Origin of the sequence: Bacillus sp. FSL E2-0195 (assembly GCF_038003645.1) — a bacterium.
In the GTDB taxonomy this organism is placed as follows: domain Bacteria; phylum Bacillota; class Bacilli; order Bacillales; family Bacillaceae_G; genus Bacillus_A; species Bacillus_A mycoides.
Window position 1 is genome coordinate 1,260,117 of sequence record NZ_JBBOPN010000001.1, and the last position, 25,771, is coordinate 1,285,887.

The following is a 25,771-nucleotide window of genomic DNA, read 5'->3' on the forward strand; positions in this document are numbered from 1 at the left end:
CAAAAATGAAGAAGTTTTTAGTTTCTTATTCTTGGTTAATCTTATTGTTTTTGTATTTTCCAATGATGGTTTTAATGGTATATTCCTTCAACGATTCTCGCATTAATGCGGAATGGGAGGGCTTTACACTCCATTGGTATACAGATTTATTTCAAAAACAAGATGTTATTGATGCGTTTGTAAATAGTATGACGATTGCTGTTATAACGACAATTGTGACGACAGTTCTTGGTGTGATTTTTGCTATTGCATTACACCGTTACAAATATCGTTTTGAAGGGGCCATTAACGGTCTTGTATATTTACCAATTTTAATTCCTGATATTTTAATGGGATTATCTTTACTTATCCTATTTAGTCAATTAGGTATGGAACTTGGAAAAACAACAATTATTATTGCACACATTACATTCAGTATTTCATTTGTTGTTGTTATTTTAGCGGCACGTCTTTCTGGTATGGGACGTGATTTAGAAGAGGCTGCAAACGATTTAGGAGCAACGCCGTGGCAAACGTTTCGTTATGTAACGTTTCCAGCAATTGCACCAGGAGTTATTTCAGCCGCATTATTAACATTCACATTATCGATTGATGATTTTGTAATTAGTTTTTTCGTATCAGGACCAGGATCAACAACATTGCCATTATACATTTATAGTATGGTTAAGCGTGGAGTATCGCCTGAAATTAATGCTCTTTCTACAATATTAATTGTTGTAATTGTAGGATTAATGGTGCTATCGGAAATTTTCCGTAATAAAGGTGCAGACGGTGAAGAGAACTCTGGAGGACACCTTCCTTTATAATACGAATGATATAGAAAGAACGAGGAGGTAATAAACCGATGAAATTAGTGAAGAGATTAGCTGGTATAGCAATTAGCTTCAGTCTTGCTGCAGGTGTACTTGCTGGTTGTGGTGAGAAAAAAGAAGAATTAAACATTTATAGCTGGGCGGACAATTTTGATGAGCAAGTTTTAAAAGATTTTGAAAAGAAATATAACGTGAAAATTAACTACGATAAATATGCAAGTAATGAAGAAATGCTTGCGAAATTACAAGCTGGTGGCGCGACATATGATTTAATTCAGCCATCTGATTACATGGTGAAAACGATGGCGAAGATGGACTTATTAGCGCCTTTAGATAAGAAGAATATCCCGAACATCGAGAACCTTGTGTCTAACTTTAAAACACCTGCGTTTGATCCAGAGAATAAGTATTCTCTAGTATATACTTGGGGTGTAACAGGAATTGCATACAATAAAAAGTATGTGAAAGAAACACCTACAAGCTGGAATGATTTATGGAACGAGAAATATAAAGGACATGTTACTTTATTAAACGATTCTCGTGAAGTATTAGGAATGGGACTTAAGAAAAACGGTTTCTCTAATAGCACGAAAGAGGATGCACAGTTAAAGACAGCGTCTGCTGATTTGCAGAAGCTACTTCCAAACTTATTAGCATTCGATACAGATAATATTAAACAAAAATTCATTACAGAAGATGCTTGGATCGGGACAGTTTGGTCTGGAGACGCAGCATTCATTGCGAAAGACAATAAAGATGTAGGATACGTTGTACCAAAAGAAGGTGGCACAATTTGGGCTGATACGTTAGCAATTCCAAAAGGTGCGAAAAATAAAGAACTTGCAGAGAAGTTTATGAACTACTTATTAGATGAAAAAGTAAGTGTGAAAAACTACGAGTCAATTGGTTACAGTAATCCAAATGAAAAAGCTCATCCTCTTCATAGTAAAGAATATCGTGATAATCACATGATCTTCTTAACAAAAGAAGAATTAGATCGTACAGAGTGGCTTGTTGATGTAGACGATAAGTTAAAAGACTACGATCGCTACTGGACAGAGCTGAAAACAAAAGGTAAATAAGTAAGAAAATGCGGTTTCTAAAGTAGAAATCGCATTTTTTCATAGTAGGAGGAAGTCGATTGAAGAAAAAGTTACATCAGTATGAGTTAATGTGTATCATTTTATTGTTTGTTCTATTTAGCATCATCGCTTGGAGGGTACATGTAGGTGGTGTTACAATGATGGATACATACGTACGTGATATGGTAAAAGGATTACAAACGGAAAGCTCACTTACATTCTTCTCATACTTTACAAAGCTAGGATCTGCAATTGGAGTTATAACGACACTAATTATAAGCTTGCTCGTTTTTTGGAAAAAGCGTTATTATGCTGCTATGATTGTGTATCCAATGGCTATATTAACGACACACCTTGTTAATAAGGGAATAAAAGAAATTGTAAAAAGAGACCGCCCATCATTAAATGAGGCACTTGACGCACTTGGGTATAGCTTCCCAAGCGGACATGCAATGCTATCTATTATAACATTCGGTTTTCTTGCCTATATCATTGCTGCCAATTTGAAGAGTGTAGCTGGAAAATGTGGTATTACGATTTCGATGGGCATATTAATTATATTGATTGGATTAAGTAGAGTTATTTTAAATGTTCATTACCCGACTGATATTTTAGCTGGTTACTGTGCAGGTGGCATTTTGTTAATCATCGCAATTTATTGTCATCGTTTACTTACCGAGAGATTGGGACTTAATAACGAGAGATAAAAAAACGTCTAGAAAAACTAGTATTATAGTTTTTCTAGACGTTTTTTGTTTATGGGGAGATGTGATAAAGTATAAATGACAAGTGAATTATATAAAGTAGGTGAAAATGTGTGAAGACAAATGTACATAAAATTGATAAGTGGGGGAAGTTAGGAACTTTTTTGTATCAATTTCGTTATACAGTAATTGTAGCATTACTACTACTTGCGATAGTGCTCGGTATTTTTGCTCCAAAACTTCCAGGAGTATTGGGCGGTGATGGTTTCCAAACAGAAGGGGATTATCAAAAGACGAAAGAAATTTTAGATAAGGATTTTAAGCAGTCTCAAGATACACTTTTACTCGTTTTTGAGAAGGAAAAGGATACTTCGCATGAGGAGTTCCAAAAGCGTATAGAGGGGATAATAAATCAAATTGAAGAGAAAGAAAAATACGAATCTTTCCATCATCCAATGCAAAATAAAGAGATGTTACAAGATGATATCGGTTATGCGACGATTTTATTTTCCGGGAAAACAAATAAAGAACGAATGGAAAAGACATTACAATTTGCCGGGAAAATCGAGAAGGAAAGTAATAGCGTATTAAAAGTAACACCGACAGGATATCCGAAAATTAATCAAGAGATTAATGAAAGAACGCAAAATGATTTAAAAGTAGCAGAGATGATTGGATTACCTATTGCTTTTCTCGTACTATTATTCTCATTTGGTAGTCTGATTGCGTCTATTTTACCGATTGTAAATGGCGCGCTTAGTGTCATTAGTACGATGGGGATTTTATATTTTATAGGTAGTGATAAAGAGCTATCTATTTTCGTGTTAAATGTTGCACCGATGATTGGGCTCGCATTATCAATTGATTTCGCACTGTTATTTGTAAATCGTTTTCGAGAGGAAGTTGCGAAGAGAACAGTGAAAGAAGCGATAGCGATTACGTATCAAACGGCAGGGCGTGCTATCGTATTTTCAGGGTTATGTGTATTCGTCGGTTTATCAGGCTTATTTTTCTTTAAGATAGATTATATTCAGTCTGTTGCTATTAGCGGGATGATTGTCGTTATTATGAGCATTTTGTTTTCGCTCACACTTCTTCCGGCGCTATTATCTTTAATTGGTAAAAGGATATTAAAAAAGAATCAGGCGGCGCCTACGCCATCAAATGTATGGCGTAAATTTGCACAGTTTGTAATGAAACATCCAATCGTCATGATTATTGTTGTTACAACATTTATTGTTATTTGTTTATTACCGCTACGTACAGCTAACTTGCAGTTTCCTGGTGTTGAAGCGTTACCTGAAAAGAGTGATACGAGAGTTGCATTTGAGAAGTATGAAGAAGCCTTTAATAAAACTGTCCAAACACACGCTGATGTGACATTAGTAGTAGAGACGAAGAAAGATATAACAGAAAAAGAAAGTTTACAAAAGATAGAAGCTGTTGTTCAAAAGTTAAAAGACGATAAGCAAGTATATAAGGTGAAAAGTGTATATGACGGGCTAAATGGAATGAAAGCAGATCAAGTTGCTGGAATGTTACAGTCGCCAGAGGCTGCGAAAATAGCTCCTGTATTTGAAGCGTATACGAAAGGGAATAAAACAACAATGGAAGTCTTTTTGGATACGAAGCCAAGTACAGAAACCGCAAAACAATGGGTTCGTGATTTCAAAAAGAATTATAAAGAAAATGATGTTACTTATTATTTGGGCGGTATGACGACGTTCCAGCAAGAGTTAGAAGATGAAATTAAAGATAAAGTTGCAATTGGTATGTCTGTTATATTTGGATCAACCTTTGTCATTTTATTATTCGCATTCCGCTCTATACTCATTCCAATTAAAGCTATTATTATGAACGTACTTAGTTTAAGTGCAACAATTGGAATTGTAATTTGGTTATTTGAAGGTGGTCATTTCGGATTAGAAGAGAGTTCAGTTTTATTTGTATTACCAATCTTTATTTTCGGCCTCGTATTTGGGCTTAGCATGGATTATGAAGTATTTCTTATTTCACGTATTCATGAGCTCTATGAAGAAACAGGGGATAACGATCAAGCAACGTTAGAAGGGCTTGTTTCGACAAGTAGGATTATTACGTCCGCCGCTTTAATTATGATTGTTGTTACCGGTGCGTTCGCCTTTACTGATATTTTACCAGTAAAGCAGATGGGGCTTGGGGTTGCATTAGCAATATTTCTTGATGCAACAATTATCCGTCTTATGCTCGTACCAAGTTTAATGAAATTGTTTGGGGATTGGAACTGGTGGCTACCATTTCGAAAGAAAAGAGAAAAATCATCATAAAAAAACTCATCTATAAGATGAGTTTTTTTTATGAATAGCAGGGCCCATATTTTGCGCATAGTATGTGATAAGAACATTACATACAAGTAGGTGAAGGCAATGTTTCGTTATTTTAAGTTTAAGCTAAATGATACAGTACAGTTTGCTGAAAACGATGGGCATATGTATCGCATTGTCGGTTATCGGTTGGAAAAAGGGTTTTACCCAAAAGATGAATGGACTCATATTATTTATGAACTGCTTAGAGACTTTGACGGGTATACGATGGATGCGGAAGAAGAGGAACTTGTAAAAGTCATTCAAGTAGAGGATGAGTATTACAAAATACAAGAAGTATCGGGGTATCGCTATCCAGTAAAAATGAAGCAAAAGCAACAAGTTATGAAAGGAGAGAAAATAGACGACTTATTAGATACGTACAACGACTATAAACGATTGGCGGATTTCTTTAAAGATTTATTGTATGAACAAAAAGCTGAAGAAGTGTTGCAGGAAATGAAAAGGCTTAGAGCGTGAGGGGACAGTCGATTATAAGGCTGTCCTCTATTTTTGACGGTGCATCAAATTATGTTTTCCGTTACAATGAGAGAATCAATAGAAATAAGGTGATTATAGTATGGAAACAAAGAAAAAGGGCGAATGGTGCGAAATTACGGTTCCAGCGACGTGGAATGGTATAAGTATTGAGTCGTTGTTAAAAGTAGAATGGGAAGTACCAAAAAAGTTATTACATCAGCTTCGTATGGAAAAAGGTGTTACGGTTAACGGAGAACAAAGGAGATGGAATGAACTTTTAAAAGAAGGAGATAAGTTACAAGTTCATATGTTTATGGAGGAGGAGTACGGCGTAGAGCCGGAATATGGTGAATTAAATGTAGTGTTTGAAGACGATCACGTACTCATTGTAAATAAGCAGGGGCAAATGGATACACATCCTTCTGAAAAAAATGGGACGGGAACACTTGCTAATCTTGTTGCTTTTCATTTTCAAATGCAAGGTTTAGAGACGAAGGTTCGGCATATCCATAGATTAGATAAAGATACGACAGGTGGTGTTGTATTCGCAAAACATAGAATTGCGGGTGCAATTATGGATCGTTTATTAATGGAACGGAAAATCAAAAGAACGTATATGGCACTTGTTGAAGGAAAAGTAAAAAAGAAGCAGGGGACAATTGATGCAGCTATCGGAAGAGATCGACATCATGCTACAAGGCGTCGTGTTTCTCCAAAGGGAGACCAAGCTATAACGTATTATAAAGTAGAGAAATATTTTAAAAAACAAAATGCGACGCTCGTAACGTTACAGTTAGAAACTGGTAGAACGCATCAAATTCGCGTTCATATGAGCTATAATGGAAATCCATTAGTTGGGGATGTATTATATGGTGGGCAAACAACATATATGTCCGGGCAAGCGTTACATGCGATGAAGATTAATTTTTTGCATCCGATTACGAAAGAAGAGATCGTTGTTGACGTACCTTTCCCTACAAATTTAAACGATACAATGAAAAAATTTGAAAGAGAAAATAGGTAAAGTGTAAGTTTAAAGTTGAAAAAGGTAGATTTTTGCAGGGATTTCTCTGAAAGAGGCGAAGCCGTTAAGAGAAAAGAGAGGTGAGAATTACTTGATCAAATATAAATATATGCTAGGGATATTTTTCGCTTGTCTTTTACTTACTCTATGTATTTATCCATATTTACCAACTCGTATGGCAGTGCATTGGAACGAGAATGGTGGAGCGAACGAGTTTATGAGTAAACAAGTTGTCGTATTATTTATCCCTGTCCTTATTATTATTTTACATGGATTAGTATATGTTATTTTACATAATATATATAAGTTTAATGAAGGAGAGTATTTCATTATAAATGGATTTATAAAGAGTATTACTTTATTTATGATGTTTGTCCATATACTAATTCTCTTTATTAATTTGGGAAGTATTATATCCTTTCAGACAGGACTAACGATTGGAATTAGTATGTTTCTTTTTATGTTTAGTAAAGTGTTTAAAAAGGTGAAGGATAGAGAGAAAGAACCGATCAAATTACAAAAAATCCGTTTAGTTAGTAGGCGAATCTTTCAAGTGATGGCATGTAGCATATTATTTTCGTTGCTTTTGAGCCTGAAGTGGGGATTTTACTTGTTAATTAGTGTAATAAGCTGCGGGTCTATTTTGTTTATGTTCTACATTTTATACGCATACATATTAGAAAGCTATGAAACATAAAAAAAGAGTCTTCTTCTAGAAGACTCTTTTTTTATTTATTTCGTAATAAATTGTTGTGTCCAGTAGTTGCCGCTTTCTACATAGCCAACACCGATATGAGTGAAGCCACTATTTAAGATGTTTGCACGGTGTCCGGCACTGTTCATCCAAGCTTGTACAACTTCTTCTGGAGTACGTTGTCCTTGGGCGATGTTTTCACCTGCAGATTTATAAGAAATACCAAATTTTTTCATCATGTCAAACGGAGACCCGTATGTAGGGCTGTTATGATCAAAGTAGTTGTTTTTTTGCATATCTTCAGACTTAATGCGTGCTACTTTGCTTAATTCAGTATCGATTTGTAATGCTGATAAGCCTTGTTTTGTACGCTCGGCGTTTGTTAATTCAACAACGCGTTGTTCGAATTCGCTTAAAGATTTTGCTTCTTCAGCAGGCTTTTGCTCAGCAGGTTTTTGTGTTTCGTTTTGAGTATTGTTGTTTTCAGCTGGTTTTTGAGCTTCTGGTTTAGCAACTTCTTCAGCAGGCTTTTGTTCAGCTGGTTTTTGAGTTTCCTCAGCAGGCTTTTGAGCTTCTGGCTTAGCTGTTGGTTGTTCAGTAACAACATTTTCAGTAGGCTGTTGACCAGGAATGAAGCAATCTTGTTGGAATTGTCCTTGGTTCCATTGTGCTAATGATTCAACTCCCATAGATTGTAAGAATGCTTGTAATTCTTGTTGGCTCATTTGCTTCATCATCATTTTTGAATGCTGAATATTTTGAACCTTTATGTTAGATGGTTGTACTGTTGCAGCTTGTGCATCTAAAGAAGATACTCCTAAAGTAAGAGCTGTTGCAGCAGCTACAGATAATAAAACACGCTTTTTCATGATGTGTGTCCCCCTATATAAAGTTTTAATTTGTTTTCACACGATTTGTTTTTGACAGCCTGTCTGACTGACCAATTCATCGTAGCATACAATTTGCGAGAAAAAAGATGGAAAAAAATTCATAGACTTAAAAATTTCCTAATTTATCCTAAGAGGAGGAAAGGGATGAAATAAGAGAAACATAGAGTATAAAAGGAATTTTTAGCATTTTTATACTTGGTTTTAAGAGGGGGTTTTTGGATAAATGTACCTATATTAAAAATGAAGAATCCTATTGTATCAATGATTTTAGCATTTTTTTGAGGAATATACTGGATGTATTTTTACAAAACTGTAATGTTTCTGTTGTTCTTTTTTATAATAAAGTAACATATTTTTAATGTTGTAGCGGACAAAAAAGCGGCTATCTCTTTACGTAGACGAAGGAGATAGCCGTTTTCCTATTATTACGTATGTTACGAGTTATTACGAGTTGGTTTCAATTGCTTCTAATAATAGATCAACAATGTGAATTCCTCTCATTTTATGAGAAAGACCTTCACGTTCAATACCTAGTTTCATTTGTAATAGACATCCAGGGTTTGCAGTAACAATTGTCGCTGCATCTGTTTCATGTACACGGTCCATTTTGTAATCTAGAAATTCCATTGATAACTCCGAATGGACAATATTATAAATACCAGCAGAACCACAGCAACGGTCCGCATCTTTCATTTCGCGGTATGTTGCGCCTTGAATGGCCTCTAGTAACATACGAGGTTCCGAAGATGTTCGCATAACATTGCGTAAATGACAAGAGTCTTGATACGTAATGATTTGCGGCGTGAGTCGTAAGTCATTACGTTTATGGAAATCTAGTTCTACTAGTATAGCAGTAATATCTTTAATTTTAGAAACAAATTGCTTTGCGCGTTCAGCCCATTTGGGATCATCTTTTAACAGATAATCATAGTCTACGAGGTAAGCTCCGCAACCACCTGCATTCGTAATAATATAGTCGATGTTTAAATCTTCGAATGCTTCTATATTTCGTTTTGCTAATTCTTTTGCTCCACTCTTTTCACCAGCATGCCCATGTAATGCCCCGCAGCAACTTTGTGTTTTCGGAATAACGATATCACAACCAGCTAACTGAAGAAGTTTCATCGTTGCGTTATTTGTTTCTAAAAACATCGTATCCATTAAACAGCCTGTGAAGAATGCAACTTGTTTCTTCTTTGCCACCTCAGCAGGTAAAAATTCAGGACGATCTTTCATTGCTTTCATTTTAGGGACTTTTGGCAAAACGAGGTCCATCGTTGCAAGTGTTTCAGGGAATAACTTCATAATACCTGTTTTATGTGTTAGCGTTTGTAAACCAGAACGCTGGTAAAATCCGATTAGTCCTGTTAATGTTCGCATTCGGTTTTGATGCGGGAATAGTCCTTCAAAAACAACTTTACGAACAGCTCTCACGGGCATGGAGAACTTTTTATTTTGATTAATAATATCACGAGCTTCTTCTAATAAATGTCCATAATTCACACCAGATGGACAAACAGGTTCACAAGCGCGGCAGCCAAGGCAAACATTTAATGTATCTTCAACATCTTCATCCGGCTCAATTAAACCATCAACGACGGCTTTCATTAAGGCGATACGTCCGCGTGGGGAATGTGCTTCTTTATACCCAGATTGAATGTAAGTAGGGCAAGTTGGTAAACAAAAGCCGCATCGCATACAGTTTAGTAGTTCATCTTCACTTAATCGTTCTTTAAATTCCTTTTGAATGTTTTCTTTATTTAATGTGGTCATCGCTCAACCACCACTCTTTTACGAGAGTCTTTCGCGAACATCTTTCCAGGATTCATAATGTTGTTTGGGTCGAAGGCTTGTTTAATCCCTTGCATAGCAGCAATACCTTCTTTACCTAATTTCATTTCTAAATACGGAGCTTTCATTGCGCCAACACCATGTTCACCAGTAATCGTACCACCAAGCTCAATCGCTTTCGCAAATATTTCAGCAAAAGCTTGTTCGGCACGATGCATTTCTTCTTCATTACGGGCATCTGTCATACAAGTCGGATGCAAATTACCATCACCAGCATGACCAAAAGTACAAATAGGAATATTATATTTCTTTGCAATTGCATTAATTGCTTCAACCATTGGAGCGATTTGTGAACGTGGTACAGTTGCATCTTCTAATATTGTTGTCGGTTTTAGTCTTGCAAGTGCTGATAGTGCACTACGGCGTGCTGTACGAAGCGCATCTGCTTCGGCTTCATCTTTTGCAACGCGAACATCGACCGCATTCATAGCACGGCAAACGTTAGCCATTTTTTCGATATCGCGATTGACAACCTCGGGCGGGCCATCTTGTTCAATTAATAAAATTGCTTTAACGTCAGTTGGTAAACCGATTTGTGCAAACTCTTCTACAACTTCAATTGTTGGTTGGTCTAAAAACTCAAGTGTCGCCGGAATAATTTTATTTGCAATAATAGCAGAAACAGCTCGAGCAGCTTCGTTAATATCTTCATATAGCGCAAGCATCGTTTTCTTCGTTTCAGGCATAGGGACAAGTTTTAATATAGCTTCCGTAACAACACCAAGTGTTCCTTCAGAACCAATAAATAAACGAGTTAAATCATAACCAGCTACATCTTTTGCTAATTTACCGCCAGTACGAATGATATCGCCGTTCGGTAAGACAAGTTCAAGCCCCATTACATAATCACGTGTTACGCCATATTTTAAACCACGTAATCCGCCGGAGTTTTCATTAATGTTACCGCCGATTGTAGAAATTTTCATAGAGCTTGGATCTGGTGGATAAAATAAAGCTTTTTCTTCTACTGCTTTAATAATATCAAGTGTAATAACACCAGCTTGTACAGTAATTGTTAAATTCTCTTCGTCAATTTCTAAAATATTGTTCATATGGCGGAAAATAAGGACGATACCACCTTCAAGTGGACACGTTCCAGCGCAAAGATTTGTTCCAGACCCGCGAACGTATACTGGGATTTTATGAGTGTTACACACTTTTAACACGTCTGCTATTTCATTTGTATTACGAGGAGCGATGACTGCATCAGGCATCGCTTGGAAGTTTGGAGTGGCATCATAACTATAAGTTAAACGCCCCATATTGGATGTATCTACATTATCTTCGCCAACAATAGATACGAATGAATCAATAATTTGCTTTTCTAACATTGGAAATCCCCCTCAAACTGTTAACGTATTTCGTCATAATAAAAAACGTTGTAACAGTGCTTTCATTATAATGATAAAAAAGTTGGAGGATTCTTTCTATGTACAATCATCTAAAGATTAATCTATTTTATCGTTATTTTTTGTGTGATTATCTAATAAGAGGAGTGCGAAGTATAAAACATTTAAATCTTTGAATTGTTTCGGGTCAAGTCCTGTATGTTCTTCAATCTTTTTTAGCCTGTAATGCAATGTGTTAATGTGTATATGTAATTGCTCAGCTGTCTGCTTATAAGATTGGTTATAATCGATAAATAAACGTAAAGTGTGCATAAGCTCAGGAGATGATACTAAGTTTTCAATGGTACGCTCTAGAAACTGTTCTCGAGTTTCAGTAGAAATATCTTGTAAGCACATTTCTAAACGTAAATCTTCATTAAATACAATTTTTTTCGTTTCAAGTGATACTGAAAGGGCGCGTAATGCTTGTTCGTACGATAAGTTCATATTGCTTGGCGTAACTGTTTGTCCAATCCCGATATATAAAGTAATAGAAAATAAAGTTTCACAGTCTTGTTTTAACCGTTTTAAAAATTGAAAGGTTTGCTCTTTGGATTGGATTGTTGTAAACAAAATAAACCGATCATTTCCCCAGCGAACAAATAAATTTTCTTTTGCTAAAATGTTGCGCATATGTTGCCAAATTTTACGCTGGAGCATCGTATTATCTTGGGCGATTGATAATAAAATAAGTTGTTTCTTCTTATATAAATCAATGCCAAGCGTTTTTGCACGATCGAGAAAACTTGGAGACCAGTCTGTATTTTGAAGCCAATCAAAGACAAATGCTTCATAAGAACGGTGCTCAAGTTCTAGTTGTTCTAAAAAGTAGTTTTCATGAATTAATAATTCGGTCATCTTACGTAATATTTCTCCGTATTGTGAAATATTTTCAGGTTCTCCTGTAATTCCAATCACGCCGATTACTTCGTCATGGAATAGTAAAGGAAGGTTCATCCCAGCTTTTACACCTTGCAGTCGTCGTTCATCGTCTTTTGTAATAATGACAGTTTTCTTTTGTTTCGCACAGCGGAGTGCACCTTCATGAAATTGACCGATTCTTTCCGCATCTGTACTTGCGATAATAACGCCTTGTATATTAATAATAATAATGTTTTCAGTAATTAATCTGCGTACTTCACGTACAATTTTATTCGCTAAATCAGGAAAAAGCATAATTTACACACCTCAAATTCTATTTGTTGTACATTATATATGTAAGTTTATTAATAAAGGAAGATTTCACATTTTCCACACATTTATTTGTTATTTTACAATTATAACGAAATCATCCGAAGATGGAGGGAATCTTTTGAGAAAGTATATTTTTCTTCTCTGTTTTTTATTTCTATTAGTAGGGTGTCAAGGAAGTTCGTATACACCGATTGCTAAAGATAAAAGTGTTATTATAACAACGAATATAAAGGAAGGTAGTATTAGTTTTATTGATAAAAAAACAAAGAAGCTATTAACAACATGGGAATTAAATGAGCCGATTGCGGGGGTTACGCTACTTCCAAATGGCGAGGAAATACTTGTTTATGGTAAGCAATTAGAATATATGTATGTATATTCACTAGCAGAAGGAAGACAAGTGGACAAATATAAGATTGGAAAAGGAATTGCTAATGTTATCGCATCAGATGATGGAACACAATTATTTGCTGCCGATCAAAATGAACAAAAGGTAAGGTTCTTTACGATAAAAGGAAAAGAGACAGGGAGTGTTTCAACAGGAAAAGGGCCGATAACGATGGTAGAGCATCATAACCAGTTATCTGTACTCAACTTTTATGATACGAAACTAACGACCATTGATACAATGAAAAAAGAAGTGATACAGTCCTTTATGATTCCACCAGCATCAACAGGAGCAACGGTTAGCGCTGATGGGAAAGAAATATGGATTGGTGGACATGGTGATGGAAGTCAAGTGAATGAGAAAGTATTAGTGTATTCTTTACAGAGCGGAGAGATGATGCGTTCTTTACATGCTCCGTTTATGCCTGTGAATATAACAAAGGATGATAAGTATGTATATGCGCTAAGTCACGGTTCAAATACGCTTAGAAAGTTTGATGCAAGTACGTATCAAGAGGTAGGATTTGCAGAAGTAGGATCTAATCCATTTGCATTTTTGAAAAGCGGTGCAGAAGGATATGTAGCTAGTTATGATAGCGATGAAGTATGCGTAATGGATATGAAGAATATGAAAATAAAACAAACAATTAAAGTCGGAAAAGGACCGTTTCAACTCATAGAGAGAGAAGGGGAAGGACAATGAGTAAATATAACGTGCTAGTCGTAGATGACGAAAGTGATATGAGGCAACTTGTCGGAATGTACTTAGATAACTTCGGATACGAGTGGGGAGAAGCTGAAAATGGAAAAGAGGCACTTCGAAAATTAGAGACGGATCATTACGATTTCGTTGTACTAGATATTATGATGCCTGAGATGGATGGGCTTTCAGTTTGTAAAGAGATTCGAAAAACGTCGGATGTACCTATTATATTTTTAACAGCAAAAGGTGAAGAGTGGAATAGGGTGAACGGCTTACGTATGGGAGCAGATGATTATATTGTAAAGCCATTTAGTCCCGGGGAACTAATTGCTCGTATGGAAGCTGTTTTAAGACGATATACAAAGCAAGAACAGCAAGAAGAGATTCAATTTGGACCGATTCTTATTAATGAAAAAAGTAGGAGGGTCGAGACGAATGGTGAGACGATTCCTCTTACGGTAAAAGAGTTCGATTTACTATATTTTCTTTGCCAACATAATGGACAAGTATTTAGCCGGGAACAATTGCTTGAAAAGGTGTGGGGATATGATTATGCAGGAAGTACAAGAACGGTAGATACGCATGTGAAAACGATGCGTCTAAAGCTAGGAGAAAGTGGAAACTACATTCAAACGGTTTGGGGTGTAGGTTATAAATTTGAGGTGTAACGTATGTTTACGATGGTACAAAAGCTTTGGCTTACAGTAGTATGTGCAGTATGTGTAACAGTTTCCTTTCTTTATTTTGTATCTTTATACTCATATGAAAAGTTATACGTTGATAATTTAAAAGATTCATTAGTAATGGAAGGGAAACGTCTTGCCACGCAATATGATAAACGTGAAGGAGTATCCACTTTTGAAGAGAAAGTAAGGGCATATGATCAAATATCTAGTTCAGATGTCCTTTTCGTATACAATCCGCGTGATTTAAGCGCATGTTTGCCTTTTGATGTTCACCATCATTCTCTTATAAGTGAAGGGGATAGACAGGCGCTATTAGATGGGAAAACTGTGACAAAGATAGGGTATGAAGAACATTTTGATCGTAATATTATGGGTGTTGTCATCCCTGTTTTAGATAATAAAAAATTAGTTGGTATTGTATACTCTTATATTCCTTTAAAAAGTATAAAAGACTTAATATTTGATATGGGTCTTATTTTAGCGCCGTTAGCACTTGCAATGATTTTAATTACAATATGGATTGGTAGAAAAATTATTATCGCCATTACGAGACCGCTTTCGCAAATGGAACGAGTTGCAAATCATTTGGCTACTGGAGATTTCTCAGAGCGGATTACAATTTCTTCAGAAGATGAAATTGGACGATTGGGAAAAGCCTTTAATAAAATGGCAAATTCCTTAGAAACAGAAGATGTAAAGCGTAAGGAATTTTTAGCTAATGTTTCGCATGAACTTAGAACACCGCTTAGTTATATTAAAGGATATAGTGAAGCTATTTTAGACGGTGTAGCGAAGGGGCCGCAGCAGGAAAAAGTAACGCAACTTATTCATAAAGAGGCAGGTCGCATGCAGCGCCTCGTTCATGATTTATTAGATCTAGCGCAGCTAGAAGGTGAACACTTTCCCTTAAAGAAACAACCTATCGTTTTTTCACAGCTTATTGAAGATGTACTAAATACGTACGAGTTACAGTTTGTAGAAAAAAACCTTCGTATTTCAACGAATTTAAATCCTGAAATTATCGTAATGATTGATGAGGATCGTATGCAACAAGTACTTCATAATGTATTAGATAATGCGATACGTTATACAAATCAAAACGGGGATATCATAATAACATTAAAGCAAATCGATGATTATTGTGAATTGCACATAAAAGATACAGGAATAGGTATTGATAGAGAGCATTTAGAAAATCTGGGGGAACGCTTTTACCGAGTAGATAAAGCGAGAAGTCGTCAACACGGTGGAACAGGTTTAGGTCTTGCAATTGTAAGGCAAATTGTTCATATACATGACGGTGAGTGGAGAATAGAAAGTGAAAAAGGTAAGGGCACGACAGTTAGTATTAAATTAAAAGCACAAGATGAGGAGAGCATATTCTAACTTTTGGAATATGCTCTTCATATTGAAGGTAAATAGTTACGCGTAAATGTATTAATTAATATCAAACAAATATCAAAAATTTGACTATTTTATGAACAAAACATTTGTACTTCTTACTAATTCGTTCTAAAATAGTTATGGATGCTAAGTTCTTATAAAACGTTACAATTGTTGTTTGGAAGATACTGAGGTGATTTAACTGGAGTACAAATCTATTAAACCGAAAAAAATTTACGAAGAAGTATCTGAAGCTATTTTAACAATGATTAAAAATGGTACGTTAAAACCTGGTGACAAACTACTTCCTGTTCATCAATTAGCTGAGCAGTTTCAAGTTGGCAGATCTGCTGTTCGTGAAGCGCTAAGTGCACTAAGAGCAATGGGCTTAATTGAAATGAAACAAGGAGAAGGTACATATGTAAGGAATTTCGATCCTTCTTCATTAACAAAATCACTAAATAACAAGTTATTAATGAAGAAAGAGGATATTTTGAATTTATTAGAAGTACGGAAGGTGCTCGAAGTGGGGGCAGTTCGAGCGGCAGCGGCAAAACGTACGGAAGCTAATTTGCAAAATATGAAGCAGTGGTTAGATGAAATGGCAAAGAGCATTGGAGATGAGAAGGCTGGCGAAAAAGCAGACTTTCATTTTCATATGGGAATTGCAGAATCTTCGCATAATAACATCTTGCTTGAGCTCATGAATCATGTTTCAGAGATGATTGCTGAAACGATTGGTGAATCAAGACGCATTATTTTATATGGTGAACAAACAACATCAGAACGACTTTTAGAAGAGCATCAATCTATATATGATGCGGTGTTAAAGCAAGATGTGGAATTAGCGCAGCAAGCGATGCTAGATCATTTAACAAATGTAGAACATATTGTCACAGGTAAAAGCGATATAAATTCGTAATTTAATCTTTTAAAAATCTAATTTTCTGATAAAATAGAGAGAGATTAAGTAAGCGTTTTCTTTAGAAGAGGGAGAGGATAGGCCATGGTTGAGCCTACTTCTTCTAATCTTAGTCATCTGATGACCATATGATTTTTGGCGGAGTTGTAATGAGGGGGAATTATAGTTATGAAAGTTACTTTATTTGTTACTTGTTTAGTCGATATGTTTGAAACAAACGTCGGTAAAGCAACAGTTGAAGTATTGGAGCGTTTAGGTTGTGAAATTGAATTTCCAGAAGCACAAGTTTGTTGTGGTCAGCCTGCTTATAATAGCGGCCATGTAGAAGCAGCAAAAGAAGCGATGAAACATATGATTGAAACTTTCGAAGATGCAGAATATATTGTTACGCCATCTGGATCTTGTGCGACAATGTTTCATGAGTATCCGCATGTTTTTAAAGATGATCCGAAGTGGGCTAAACGTGCACAAAAGGTTGCTGATAAAACATATGAATTTACACAATTTATTGTAGATGTTTTAAAAGTTACAGATGTTGGTGCAAGTTTACCAGGGATAGCTACTATTCATAAATCTTGTCATATGACACGCCTGCTTGGAGTAAAAGAGGCACCAGGAATTTTATTATCAAGCGTAAAAGGATTAATTGTGAGAGAACTGCCGAACGTGCAAAATTGTTGTGGGTTTGGGGGAACGTTTTCAGTTAAGATGACTCCAATTTCTGAGCAAATGGTAGATGAAAAAGTAGATAGTGTAATGGAAACAGGTGCTGATTATTTAATCGGTGCAGATTGTGGGTGTTTGTTAAACATTGGCGGACGTATTGAGCGTTTAGGAAAAGAAGTAAAAGTAATGCATATTGCTGAGGTCTTGAATAGTCGCTCATGAAGGGGGAACATAAGCTATGTCTATGAAAATCAGTGAGAAAAAATTTAATGATCGCGTTGGCGATGGAATTCAAGATTCGTTTATGCGCGGAGCGGTATCTTCTGCACAAACGCGTTTATATACAAATCGATTAAAAGCAGCTGACGAGTTGGGAAACTGGGAAGAGTGGCGTGAACTAGGTGAACAAATTCGTCAACATACGTTAGAAAATCTTGATTATTATTTAATGCAGTTAAGTGAAAATGTATCAAAAAGAGGCGGTCACGTTTACTTTGCGAAAACGAAAGAGGATGCAGCAAAGTATATTCAAGACGTTGCAAAAAAGAAACAAGCGAAGAAAGTTGTAAAATCAAAATCAATGGTAACTGAAGAAATTAGTATGAATCATGCCCTTGAAGAGATTGGTTGTGAAGTGTTAGAGAGTGACTTGGGAGAGTATATCTTGCAAGTAGATAACGATCCACCATCACATATTATTGCGCCTGCACTTCATAAAAACAGAACGCAAATTCGTGATGTATTTAAAGAAAAACTTGGATATGAAAATTCTGATGATCCATACGAAATGACAAAGTTTGTTCGTAAACAACTTCGTGAGAAATTTATGGATGCAGAAATTGGTGTGACAGGTTGTAACTTCGCTGTTGCAAATACTGGCTCTCTTTGTTTAGTGACGAACGAAGGTAATGCCGATCTTGTCATGTCGATTCCGAAAACACAAATTGCAGTAATGGGTATGGAACGTATGGTTCCGACAATGGAAGAATTAGATGTTTTAGTTGGTTTACTATGTCGTAGTGCGGTAGGTCAAAAATTAACAAGTTATGTAACAGTAGCAGGACCAATTCAAGAGGAAGAGGTAGATGGACCAGAAGAGTTTCATTTAGTCGTTGTTGATAATGGCCGCTCTCAAATTCTTGGATCGGAATTCCGTTCAATATTGCAATGTATTCGTTGTGCCGCTTGTGTTAACGTATGTCCCGTATATCGTCACGTTGGTGGACATTCGTATGGATCTATTTATTCAGGACCAATCGGTGCGGTATTAACACCACTTTTAGGTGGGTATGACGATTACAAAGAGCTTCCTTATGCATCTAGTTTATGCGGAGCATGTACAGAAGCTTGTCCAGTAAAAATTCCATTACATGATTTATTATTAAAACATCGTCAAGTCATCGTTGAGCAAGAAGGTCGTGCCCCACTTGCAGAAAAATTAGCAATGAAAATGTTTAGTATGGGTGCTTCTTCAGCAGCTTTATATAAAATGGGATCGAAAATGGCACCGGCAGCAATGAGTCCATTTACATCTGGTAACCGTGTATCAAAAGGTGTTGGACCACTTAAAAACTGGACGGATATTCGTGAATTCCCAGCTCCAAGTAAAGAACGATTCCGTGATTGGTATAAAGATCATAAGAAAGGCGGGGACAAATAATGACAGGATTAATTCAAAACCGTGAGTCCTTTCTAGATAATATCGCAAAAGAACTTGGGCGCGCGCGTAAAACAGAAGGCGTAGAACGTCCAGCATGGAAAAGTAATGTGAATGTTGAAACGTTAAAAGATTATTCACAAGAAGAATTGTTAGAAGTATTTAAAAAGCAATGTACAAACATTCATACAACTGTTGTGGAAACGACAAACGACCGCTTACGTGAAGATATTCAAAAAGTAATCGTTGAAAACGGCGGAGGACCTATTATATTATCAGCAGATGAACGTTTTGATTCCTATGGATTGACTTCTTTATTTAAAGAAGAGCTTCCAAAGCAAAATGTTGAGGTAAATGTATGGGATCCTGAGAAAAAAGAAGAGAATATGCGTATAGCGGAAAAAGCGAATATCGGTATTGCATTTAGTGATTATACTTTAGCTGAATCTGGTACGATTGTTGTACAAAGTCATAAAGGACAAGGGCGTTCTTTACACTTTTTACCGACTGTATACTTTGCTATTATTCCACGTGAAACACTTGTACCGCGTATTACACAGGCAGTTCAACATATGAACTCTCGTGTGGAAAAAGGTGAAGCAGTCGCATCTTGTATTAACTTTATTACAGGACCAAGTAACTCTGCGGATATTGAAATGAATCTTGTTGTCGGAGTACACGGGCCGTTAAAAGCAGTATATTTCATCGTATAAAATAGGGGAAAGCAGGCCGGAAAACGGCCTGCTTTTTTAATAGAATAAAGATAATATGAAGTAGAAGTTCTCTCCTTTTTTTGTTATGTTCTTTTGGAAAGGAGAGGAAGGGATGTTCACTTATTTATATGCATTGTTAATAGGTATGGTGTTTGGTTCTTTTTTTATGGTGATTGCGATGAGAGTTCCAGTAGGGGAATCTATTATTACACCGCGTTCGTACTGTCATTACTGCAAGTATACGTTAGAGCCGAAAGAACTTATTCCAATCATTTCATTTTGTATACAAAAAGGGCGTTGTACGAATTGTAAGAGCAAAATCTCAAGTTTGTACATAGTATTTGAATTTGTTACAGGCAGTTTATTTTTTCTTACTGTATATGTAATTGGAATGGAAAGAGAGCTCATCATCATTTTATCGCTTTTTTCGTTACTTCTAATTATTTCAGTTACAGATTTAGTATATATGCTAATACCTAATCGTATTTTAATTTGGTTTGCGCTTTTGCTTATTTTAGAATGTATTTTTGTACCGTTAGTTACTTGGATAGATAGTTTAGCTGGTAGTGGAACTATATTCATTTTGTTATATTGCATGCAAAAGATTTATCCAGATGGTCTTGGCGGAGGTGATGTGAAATTACTTTCGTTACTCGGATGTATAGTCGGAGTGAAAGGGGTTTTTATAACTTTATTTTTAGCATCTTGCTTTAGTCTTTGTTTTTTCGGGATAGGTATAGCGCTAAAACGTATAAACATAAGAACTCCAATTCCGTTCGGACCCTTTATTAGCCTTGGAGCAATATGTTATGTGTTGGTCACATATGCAAAATAGAGAGGAGATAGAAAATGAATGTATATATGGATGATCAAAGAAGTTGCCCATACGGATATGTTTTGGCAACTACAGTAGAATCTGCCTTGCAAATTGTTAGGGATAATGAGGTGAATATTATTTCCCTCGATTATAATATGGGATGGCGACAAAAAAGTGGGTTAGATTTCGTAGAAGCTTTCTGCAACGAAGGTTTATATGTTAATGAAATTCACCACCTTCATACAAATGATGTCATCGGTATGCATCAGATGAAAAAGAGCATAGAGAGAGGGAAGGAAAACGGGGGAATTAATCCTTATATTGCCTTGAAATATGTAGGGAGCTAAAAACTCCAAAGTAAAACTTTGGAGTTTTTAATGTTTCATATGTGCTTGTAAAGGAATAATTTCCTCCGTTTGAGCTCCAACTAATTGAGTTTTCTCTTGTTCAACAACAGGTGCTTTCTTTGTTAAGTAATGATATACCATACCGACAAATACGGATCCGCCAATAATGTTACCGATTGTAACTGGAATTAAGTTATGAATAGCGCCCGCAAAAGAAATTGTCTCAGGATGTGGTGATACTAAAGATAAAGCAAACAGTGATAAGTTTGCAATGCTATGCTCATAACCAGATAAAAAGAAAGTGAAAACGAGCATCATCATCATTAATATTTTTGCTGTGTCACCTTTCACTTGAGAAGGTAAGAAGCAGGCAAGACATACGAGCCAGTTACATAAAATCGCTTTAAAGAATAATTGCATTGTAGGTGTATTCATCTTTCCTTCAACAACTTTATTCATTAAATGACTGTGATCAATTGCTTCGAAAATTCCAGTTGCGTAAAATAGTAAGGCAAAGAATAAAGCGCCAGCTAAGTTACCTGCATAACAAGCAACCCAGTTGCGAAGTGTATCAGAAATCGTTGTTTCTTTTCTTAAAGTTGCCACTGTGAAGTACATCGTATTGCCAGTAAATAATTCAGCGCCGCCATATATAATAAGTACGAGAGCAATTCCGAAAAACATGGAGGAAGCTAAATATGTTGCTGGTGAATCTGCAATATGAAAAAAGTTACCTAATTTAAAACATAGTACAATAATAAAACCGATATAAATGCCCGCAAGTGCAGCACGAATGAAATATTGCATTGGATTTATATCTAGCATTTGTTTTTTGCTCTTAGCCAGTTTTACAACGTAATCTAATCCTTGTTCTAGCATGAGTAATACGCTCCTTTAATACATCGTCTATAAATACTCCTTATATGAATAAGGTACATGGATTTGTTCATAGTTTCAATAAGTTTGTGCAATATTTCACAAAAAGGACATACATCTAGAAGGGAAGCGTTTACAAAAGGTAGTATAATGGAATTTTTTTTGAAAATAGAGAGGGGAATTGAAACGAGAAAAAAGAAAAAGCGCTGTAATTACAGCGCTTTTTCGTCTAAATTCTTTTCTACTTTTACTTCTACTTCTTTCGAGAAGAACCAACCGCAAACTGCGATTCCAACTAATACAATCCAGAATGTAAGCTTCCACGGAGTGGATTCTGGGAATGAATGCGGAAGGACATTTAAAGCAGGGTGTGCTAGCGTATAAACTGTTAATTTCACACCAACCCAACCTACAATTAAAAATGCTGCAGTTTCAAGTCCTGGTTTACGTTTTAATATTTGTACGAAAGCAGTTGCTGCAAATCGCATTATAACTAATCCGATAAGTCCACCTGTAAAGATAACGATAAATTGACCTGTATCAAGACTACCAATCGTACCTAATCCTGTTTTCGGTAAAGTCACTGCTAATGCAACAGCAGCTAAAATTGAATCAACTGCGAAGGCGATATCAGCAACTTCGACTTTAAATACAGTCCACCAAAAGTTCTCTTGTTTTTTCTTTGCTTCTTTTTCTTCTGTTTCTTCATGTGTATTCTTTTTAACATACGTTTTAAATAAGTGATTCCCCGCGATAAACATAAGATAAATCGCACCAATTGCTTGCACTTGCCATACATCTACTAGGAACGAAATCATAAATAGTGATCCGAAGCGGAAAACGAACGCTCCTGCTAATCCATAAAATAGTGCTTTCTTTCGTTTTTCTTCTGGTAAATGTTTTACCATAATTGCGAGAACGAGAGCGTTATCAGCCGCTAAAATCCCCTCTAGTGCAATTAGGATGAGTAATACCCAACCATACTCCAATAATAATGATACATCCATGTACATTCTCCTCTCATTTCTATAAAGACTAAACAAGTGAAGAAGTTCCCCACTGTTTAGTTTCCCCATACTCCTGCGTATCAACGGTGGAAGGAATTTGAAAACAAAAAAGACCTCTGCCGTTGATAGGCAAAGGTCTTGCTAGACATATGTAATGAAAATGCCAACAAAGCCGGAAGAACTAAGTTCTACGTAATGACGACTTTGTTTCCAAGAAATAGTTCTTGGACGCTACTCCCCTTTGGAGATATGCTATTGTACTCTCATTATATGGATAATTTATACGGTTGTCAACCTGTTAAAATATCTTCGTTTGGATATTTTATTTTTCTTTGTTTTTTACGTGCAAATGAAAAGGCTAATGTTAAAGGCCCCATCTTTCCAAAAAACATCATAAAGATAATAATTGTTTTGCCGATGATTGTTAAGTGTGGCGTCAAATTCATGCTAAGGCCGACAGTTCCAAATGCTGAAAATACTTCAAAAGCACTCATTAATAAAGGAACCTTCTCAGTGATGCTTAAAATTAAAATGGAAAGAAAAATAAAAGAAATTGAAATAATAGTAATCGTTAATGATTTGACAATGAGCGTATCTTTAATGGATTTTTTAAACACGACAATATCATCTTGTTCTTGCAAAAATTTAAATACGCCGAAAAACATAATCAAAAAAGTCGTTAACTTAATCCCACCACCAGTTGAAGCACTGCCAGCACCAATAAACATAAGAAGCATCATTAATAAAAGTGAAGGTTTTGATAATGCAGAGATATCAACAGTATTAAACCCGGCAGTACGTGTTGAAACCGCTTGAAAATAAGCAGCCATACCTTCTTCAAATGGTGTAAAACCTCTCATGGAAATTGAATTATGGAACTCAAATATAAAGATAAAAGCTGTAGCAATAATATTGACGATTAGAGTAGAAGAGAGCATAAGCTTTGAGTGCAAAGTAAGGTTTTTAAAGTTTTTCTTTCTTTTTATATCTACGATAACCGTAAAACCAATCCCACCTAAAATAATGAGGGAAGAAATAACGAGATTGACGAGAATGCTATGGGAGTATGGCATTAAATTATCGCTCCACACAGAAAACCCAGCATTGTTAAAGGCTGAGATAGAATGAAAAAAGCTATAATATATACCTTTGGCAACCCCGTATTTTGGTACCCATTCAAAAGAGAGAAGTAAAGTAGCGATACATTCTACAGTAAAAGAAAATAAAAATAATGCTTTTGCAAGACGAATGATTCCGCCGACATTTGTTTGGTTTAATGCTTGTTGTAATAAAATCCGGTTTTGAAGGCCGATTTTTCTGCCGAGCATAATTGCGATTAAAACAGCAAAGCTCATAATGCCAAGCCCGCCAACTTGTATAAGTGTTAAAATGACACATTGGCCAAATAAGGTAAATACTTTACCAGTGTCCACAACACCAAGCCCTGTAACCGTACAAGCAGAAACCGTTGTAAATAAAGCATCGAGCCATGAAATAGACGTTGTTGTAGCAATTGGCAATTTCAATAGGCATGTACCGATAATTGATAGCATAATAAAAGATACAGTAAGAACACGGGGAGGACTCATGCTAATGTTAATCCGTTTCATTTCACATATCGTTCCTTTCTATTTGCTCTTACTAGTATGTGAAGAAGCACTATTATGTATGTTAAAAAAGAAAGAGGCAGAGAATATCTGCCTCTAAGCCATAGGTTATATATTTATCCGCGTAATTGTTGTTGAGCTAAAGCAACAAGACGTTTCGTTACTTCACCGCCAACTGATCCGTTAGAACGAGATGCTGTATTAGATCCTAAGCTTACACCGAATTCTTGTGCGATTTCATATTTGAATTGTTCAAGTGCTTGCTCTGCACCCGGAACTAGTAATTTGTTTGTTTTCACCATGTTGATACACATCCTTAAAGAGTAATCCAGTTTAGCTAAGTGCTATCTGGTAATGTTATTTTATGTGTAAACGACGTACTCATACACGGAAGTAAACGGTGTGATTAGAAGTTCTTGGATAGAAAAAAGAGTAGCAAATTTGCTACTCTTTTTTCAGTATTGTCGCTGTACCTTCTACGACAATATCATCAGATTGATTATATATGTTTGTTTGCAATGTGATAATTTTTTTATCGTCCCGTTTTTTAATAACTTCTGCCACAACGCGAATTGTATCACCGATTTTGACAGGAGCACGGAATGAAACGTTTTGTGATAAATAAATCGTATTTTTGCCAGGAAGTTTCGTTCCAAGAATGGTAGAAATAAAACTTGAAACGAGCATGCCATGGGCAATACGTTCTTTGAACATTGTCGTTTTTGCAAAAGAGTCTAGAATGTGAATAGGATTTACATCTCCAGTCAATTTTGCAAAATTGATAACGTCCTCATCCGTAATTTTTTTTGTAAGTGATGCTTGATCACCGACTTGAATCTCATCGTAACGAAGCTCCGGAACAGTTTGTGCTTCTTGAAATGGATTCATTTTGTCCTCCTTCTTTTCCATATCGAAAAATGTAAGCCATCTTGATGTAGTAGGAGGAAGAAAGAGTTTTGTTTGTGCTGCAGTTAGTTGCCACATTTTTCTTACTTGATGGAAGTAAATAGATTTTTTGAGTTTTCCTCGAACTGCTTTGCGAGTTCTAGTTGTTTGGACTTGAACTCTCCCAAAAAAACTTCTAACTGTTTTTGAACCTCTTCACGTTGCGACTGTTGTTGTTCGATAAAGTGTTTTGTTGTTTCTTCAAATTGGCCGCTAGTTTGAGTAAGAATAGACAAAGATGTTTTCGTAGGCGAAACAGTAAGTTGGTGCATTTGATTAGAAAGCTCATTCCACTTTTCTTGCCACTCGTTAATTTGATCATTTAAGGAGTTTCCAGTTAATTGCTTCACATAGTCTGTATATTGGTTATTGAACTGAGCAGTGAATTGGTGTAGTTCTTTTTCTAGTTCATCTACTCCTGATGTTAATTTATGCAAAGCGTCTTGTTGTTGTTTTAACGTTTCTAAAGTAAGTTGCTCTAATTGTTTCCCAGCTGAAGAGAAGAGGGAAAGAGATTGAGACCAGTTTTTCCAAAATGCATCGACTAATTCGTATGGCTTAGTTTCCATTGTTTGACCTCCAAATGTTTTTTTG

The 25,771-nt window shown here is 36.0% G+C and carries 26 protein-coding genes and 1 riboswitch; of the genes, 16 read left to right on the top strand and 10 right to left on the bottom strand.

The features are described 5' to 3' along the window. Positions 1 to 5: 5 nt before the first annotated feature. From potC to MHH59_RS06495, 7 genes are all read left to right on the top strand, one after another. Entirely contained in the window at positions 6 to 806 is an 801-nt protein-coding gene (gene potC / locus MHH59_RS06465) for a spermidine/putrescine ABC transporter permease PotC (RefSeq protein WP_002011483.1), read from the top strand. Positions 807 to 844: 38 nt separating this feature from the next. Next, entirely contained in the window at positions 845 to 1,894 is a 1,050-nt protein-coding gene (gene potD, locus MHH59_RS06470) for a spermidine/putrescine ABC transporter substrate-binding protein PotD (RefSeq protein WP_002011485.1), read from the top strand. Between the two features lie 59 nt (positions 1,895 to 1,953). Further along, a complete protein-coding gene (locus tag MHH59_RS06475; RefSeq protein WP_002011488.1) occupies positions 1,954 to 2,601 on the top strand; it encodes a phosphatase PAP2 family protein in 648 nt (215 codons plus the stop codon). A gap of 110 nt (positions 2,602 to 2,711) precedes the next feature. Next, entirely contained in the window at positions 2,712 to 4,904 is a 2,193-nt protein-coding gene (locus MHH59_RS06480; protein WP_002166118.1) for an MMPL family transporter, read from the top strand. 99 nt (positions 4,905 to 5,003) lie between these two features. After that, entirely contained in the window at positions 5,004 to 5,420 is a 417-nt protein-coding gene (locus tag MHH59_RS06485; protein WP_002126125.1) for a hypothetical protein, read from the top strand. Between the two features lie 100 nt (positions 5,421 to 5,520). Next, positions 5,521 to 6,444: an RluA family pseudouridine synthase gene (locus MHH59_RS06490; protein WP_002126127.1), complete on the top strand. Its 924-nt coding sequence runs from the start codon at positions 5,521 to 5,523 to the stop codon at positions 6,442 to 6,444. 91 nt (positions 6,445 to 6,535) lie between these two features. Beyond that, entirely contained in the window at positions 6,536 to 7,141 is a 606-nt protein-coding gene (locus MHH59_RS06495) for a DUF1648 domain-containing protein (protein WP_002126129.1), read from the top strand. Between the two features lie 35 nt (positions 7,142 to 7,176). On the opposite strand, the gene MHH59_RS06500 is transcribed toward MHH59_RS06495, so the two are convergent. The 4 genes from MHH59_RS06500 to MHH59_RS06515 form a co-directional block, all read right to left on the bottom strand. Continuing rightward, the gene (locus tag MHH59_RS06500) at positions 7,177 to 8,007 is read right to left on the bottom strand and encodes a CAP domain-containing protein (protein WP_002030537.1); all 831 of its coding nucleotides are present in this window, start codon (positions 8,005 to 8,007) and stop codon (positions 7,177 to 7,179) included. Between the two features lie 465 nt (positions 8,008 to 8,472). Continuing rightward, positions 8,473 to 9,801, bottom strand: a complete 1,329-nt coding sequence (locus tag MHH59_RS06505) for a (Fe-S)-binding protein (RefSeq protein ID WP_078178272.1) — start codon at positions 9,799 to 9,801, stop codon at positions 8,473 to 8,475. Then, the gene (gene glcD / locus MHH59_RS06510) at positions 9,798 to 11,210 is read right to left on the bottom strand and encodes a glycolate oxidase subunit GlcD (protein ID WP_002168855.1); all 1,413 of its coding nucleotides are present in this window, start codon (positions 11,208 to 11,210) and stop codon (positions 9,798 to 9,800) included. Before glcD ends, MHH59_RS06505 begins: the two co-directional genes overlap by 4 nt. A 117-nt stretch (positions 11,211 to 11,327) precedes the next feature. Further along, positions 11,328 to 12,443, bottom strand: a complete 1,116-nt coding sequence (locus tag MHH59_RS06515) for a CdaR family transcriptional regulator (protein ID WP_002140915.1) — start codon at positions 12,441 to 12,443, stop codon at positions 11,328 to 11,330. A 136-nt stretch (positions 12,444 to 12,579) separates the two neighbouring features. Here MHH59_RS06515 and MHH59_RS06520 point away from each other — a divergent pair, with 136 nt between their 5' ends. The 9 genes from MHH59_RS06520 to MHH59_RS06560 all read left to right on the top strand — a co-directional run bounded on the left by MHH59_RS06520 (position 12,580) and on the right by MHH59_RS06560 (position 20,742). After that, complete coding sequence (locus tag MHH59_RS06520; protein ID WP_078178271.1) at positions 12,580 to 13,551, top strand: YncE family protein; 972 nt, start codon at positions 12,580 to 12,582, stop codon at positions 13,549 to 13,551. Continuing rightward, a complete protein-coding gene (locus MHH59_RS06525; RefSeq protein ID WP_002126137.1) occupies positions 13,548 to 14,219 on the top strand; it encodes a response regulator transcription factor in 672 nt (223 codons plus the stop codon). The genes MHH59_RS06520 and MHH59_RS06525 overlap by 4 nt, the downstream gene beginning before the upstream one ends. A gap of 3 nt (positions 14,220 to 14,222) precedes the next feature. Further along, the gene (locus tag MHH59_RS06530) at positions 14,223 to 15,623 is read left to right on the top strand and encodes a sensor histidine kinase (RefSeq protein WP_002011591.1); all 1,401 of its coding nucleotides are present in this window, start codon (positions 14,223 to 14,225) and stop codon (positions 15,621 to 15,623) included. A 229-nt stretch (positions 15,624 to 15,852) separates the two neighbouring features. Beyond that, on the top strand, positions 15,853 to 16,542 hold the full coding sequence (locus tag MHH59_RS06535; RefSeq protein WP_201053587.1) for a FadR/GntR family transcriptional regulator: 690 nt from the start codon (positions 15,853 to 15,855) through the stop codon (positions 16,540 to 16,542). Positions 16,543 to 16,710: 168 nt separating this feature from the next. Next, positions 16,711 to 17,430 carry a (Fe-S)-binding protein gene (locus tag MHH59_RS06540; RefSeq protein ID WP_002011587.1) on the top strand — a complete coding sequence of 240 codons (720 nt, stop codon included), beginning with the start codon at positions 16,711 to 16,713 and terminating at the stop codon, positions 17,428 to 17,430. Between the two features lie 16 nt (positions 17,431 to 17,446). Then, positions 17,447 to 18,868, top strand: a complete 1,422-nt coding sequence (locus tag MHH59_RS06545) for a LutB/LldF family L-lactate oxidation iron-sulfur protein (protein ID WP_002011586.1) — start codon at positions 17,447 to 17,449, stop codon at positions 18,866 to 18,868. After that, entirely contained in the window at positions 18,868 to 19,578 is a 711-nt protein-coding gene (locus MHH59_RS06550; RefSeq protein ID WP_002126142.1) for a LutC/YkgG family protein, read from the top strand. The genes MHH59_RS06545 and MHH59_RS06550 overlap by 1 nt, the downstream gene beginning before the upstream one ends. A 112-nt stretch (positions 19,579 to 19,690) precedes the next feature. Further along, on the top strand, positions 19,691 to 20,413 hold the full coding sequence (locus tag MHH59_RS06555; protein WP_340850979.1) for a prepilin peptidase: 723 nt from the start codon (positions 19,691 to 19,693) through the stop codon (positions 20,411 to 20,413). Between the two features lie 14 nt (positions 20,414 to 20,427). Next, positions 20,428 to 20,742: a cyclic-phosphate processing receiver domain-containing protein gene (locus MHH59_RS06560; protein ID WP_098632980.1), complete on the top strand. Its 315-nt coding sequence runs from the start codon at positions 20,428 to 20,430 to the stop codon at positions 20,740 to 20,742. 27 nt (positions 20,743 to 20,769) lie between these two features. Here the strand turns inward: MHH59_RS06560 and MHH59_RS06565 are convergent, their stop codons facing one another. The 6 genes from MHH59_RS06565 to phaP all read right to left on the bottom strand — a co-directional run bounded on the left by MHH59_RS06565 (position 20,770) and on the right by phaP (position 25,746). Next, entirely contained in the window at positions 20,770 to 21,621 is an 852-nt protein-coding gene (locus tag MHH59_RS06565; protein WP_002011581.1) for a formate/nitrite transporter family protein, read from the bottom strand. Between the two features lie 209 nt (positions 21,622 to 21,830). Next, entirely contained in the window at positions 21,831 to 22,625 is a 795-nt protein-coding gene (locus tag MHH59_RS06570; RefSeq protein ID WP_002011580.1) for a TerC family protein, read from the bottom strand. Between the two features lie 79 nt (positions 22,626 to 22,704). Continuing rightward, positions 22,705 to 22,877: riboswitch (yybP-ykoY riboswitch) on the bottom strand. Between the two features lie 38 nt (positions 22,878 to 22,915). Next, positions 22,916 to 24,235, bottom strand: coding sequence for a TrkH family potassium uptake protein (locus tag MHH59_RS06575; RefSeq protein ID WP_002126145.1), 1,320 nt, complete (start codon positions 24,233 to 24,235; stop codon positions 22,916 to 22,918). Between the two features lie 113 nt (positions 24,236 to 24,348). Next, complete coding sequence (locus tag MHH59_RS06580; RefSeq protein ID WP_000241212.1) at positions 24,349 to 24,534, bottom strand: alpha/beta-type small acid-soluble spore protein; 186 nt, start codon at positions 24,532 to 24,534, stop codon at positions 24,349 to 24,351. A gap of 142 nt (positions 24,535 to 24,676) precedes the next feature. After that, on the bottom strand, positions 24,677 to 25,120 hold the full coding sequence (locus MHH59_RS06585) for a MaoC family dehydratase (protein ID WP_002186362.1): 444 nt from the start codon (positions 25,118 to 25,120) through the stop codon (positions 24,677 to 24,679). A 101-nt stretch (positions 25,121 to 25,221) separates the two neighbouring features. Continuing rightward, on the bottom strand, positions 25,222 to 25,746 hold the full coding sequence (gene phaP / locus MHH59_RS06590; protein ID WP_002011575.1) for a polyhydroxyalkanoic acid inclusion protein PhaP: 525 nt from the start codon (positions 25,744 to 25,746) through the stop codon (positions 25,222 to 25,224). Positions 25,747 to 25,771: the final 25 nt, after the last annotated feature.

Coding starts and splice junctions, on each gene's coding strand:
- potC (WP_002011483.1), top strand. CDS start 6: ATGAAGAAGTTTTTAGTTTCTTATTCTTGGTTAATCTTATTGTTTTTG.
- potD (WP_002011485.1), top strand. CDS start 845: ATGAAATTAGTGAAGAGATTAGCTGGTATAGCAATTAGCTTCAGTCTT.
- MHH59_RS06485 (WP_002126125.1), top strand. CDS start 5,004: ATGTTTCGTTATTTTAAGTTTAAGCTAAATGATACAGTACAGTTTGCT.
- MHH59_RS06490 (WP_002126127.1), top strand. CDS start 5,521: ATGGAAACAAAGAAAAAGGGCGAATGGTGCGAAATTACGGTTCCAGCG.
- MHH59_RS06500 (WP_002030537.1), bottom strand. CDS start 8,007: ATGAAAAAGCGTGTTTTATTATCTGTAGCTGCTGCAACAGCTCTTACT.
- MHH59_RS06505 (WP_078178272.1), bottom strand. CDS start 9,801: ATGACCACATTAAATAAAGAAAACATTCAAAAGGAATTTAAAGAACGA.
- glcD (WP_002168855.1), bottom strand. CDS start 11,210: ATGTTAGAAAAGCAAATTATTGATTCATTCGTATCTATTGTTGGCGAA.
- MHH59_RS06515 (WP_002140915.1), bottom strand. CDS start 12,443: ATGCTTTTTCCTGATTTAGCGAATAAAATTGTACGTGAAGTACGCAGA.
- MHH59_RS06525 (WP_002126137.1), top strand. CDS start 13,548: ATGAGTAAATATAACGTGCTAGTCGTAGATGACGAAAGTGATATGAGG.
- MHH59_RS06530 (WP_002011591.1), top strand. CDS start 14,223: ATGTTTACGATGGTACAAAAGCTTTGGCTTACAGTAGTATGTGCAGTA.
- MHH59_RS06540 (WP_002011587.1), top strand. CDS start 16,711: ATGAAAGTTACTTTATTTGTTACTTGTTTAGTCGATATGTTTGAAACA.
- MHH59_RS06545 (WP_002011586.1), top strand. CDS start 17,447: ATGTCTATGAAAATCAGTGAGAAAAAATTTAATGATCGCGTTGGCGAT.
- MHH59_RS06550 (WP_002126142.1), top strand. CDS start 18,868: ATGACAGGATTAATTCAAAACCGTGAGTCCTTTCTAGATAATATCGCA.
- MHH59_RS06555 (WP_340850979.1), top strand. CDS start 19,691: ATGTTCACTTATTTATATGCATTGTTAATAGGTATGGTGTTTGGTTCT.
- MHH59_RS06560 (WP_098632980.1), top strand. CDS start 20,428: ATGAATGTATATATGGATGATCAAAGAAGTTGCCCATACGGATATGTT.
- MHH59_RS06565 (WP_002011581.1), bottom strand. CDS start 21,621: ATGCTAGAACAAGGATTAGATTACGTTGTAAAACTGGCTAAGAGCAAA.
- MHH59_RS06570 (WP_002011580.1), bottom strand. CDS start 22,625: ATGGATGTATCATTATTATTGGAGTATGGTTGGGTATTACTCATCCTA.
- MHH59_RS06575 (WP_002126145.1), bottom strand. CDS start 24,235: ATGAAACGGATTAACATTAGCATGAGTCCTCCCCGTGTTCTTACTGTA.
- MHH59_RS06580 (WP_000241212.1), bottom strand. CDS start 24,534: ATGGTGAAAACAAACAAATTACTAGTTCCGGGTGCAGAGCAAGCACTT.
- MHH59_RS06585 (WP_002186362.1), bottom strand. CDS start 25,120: ATGAATCCATTTCAAGAAGCACAAACTGTTCCGGAGCTTCGTTACGAT.
- phaP (WP_002011575.1), bottom strand. CDS start 25,746: ATGGAAACTAAGCCATACGAATTAGTCGATGCATTTTGGAAAAACTGG.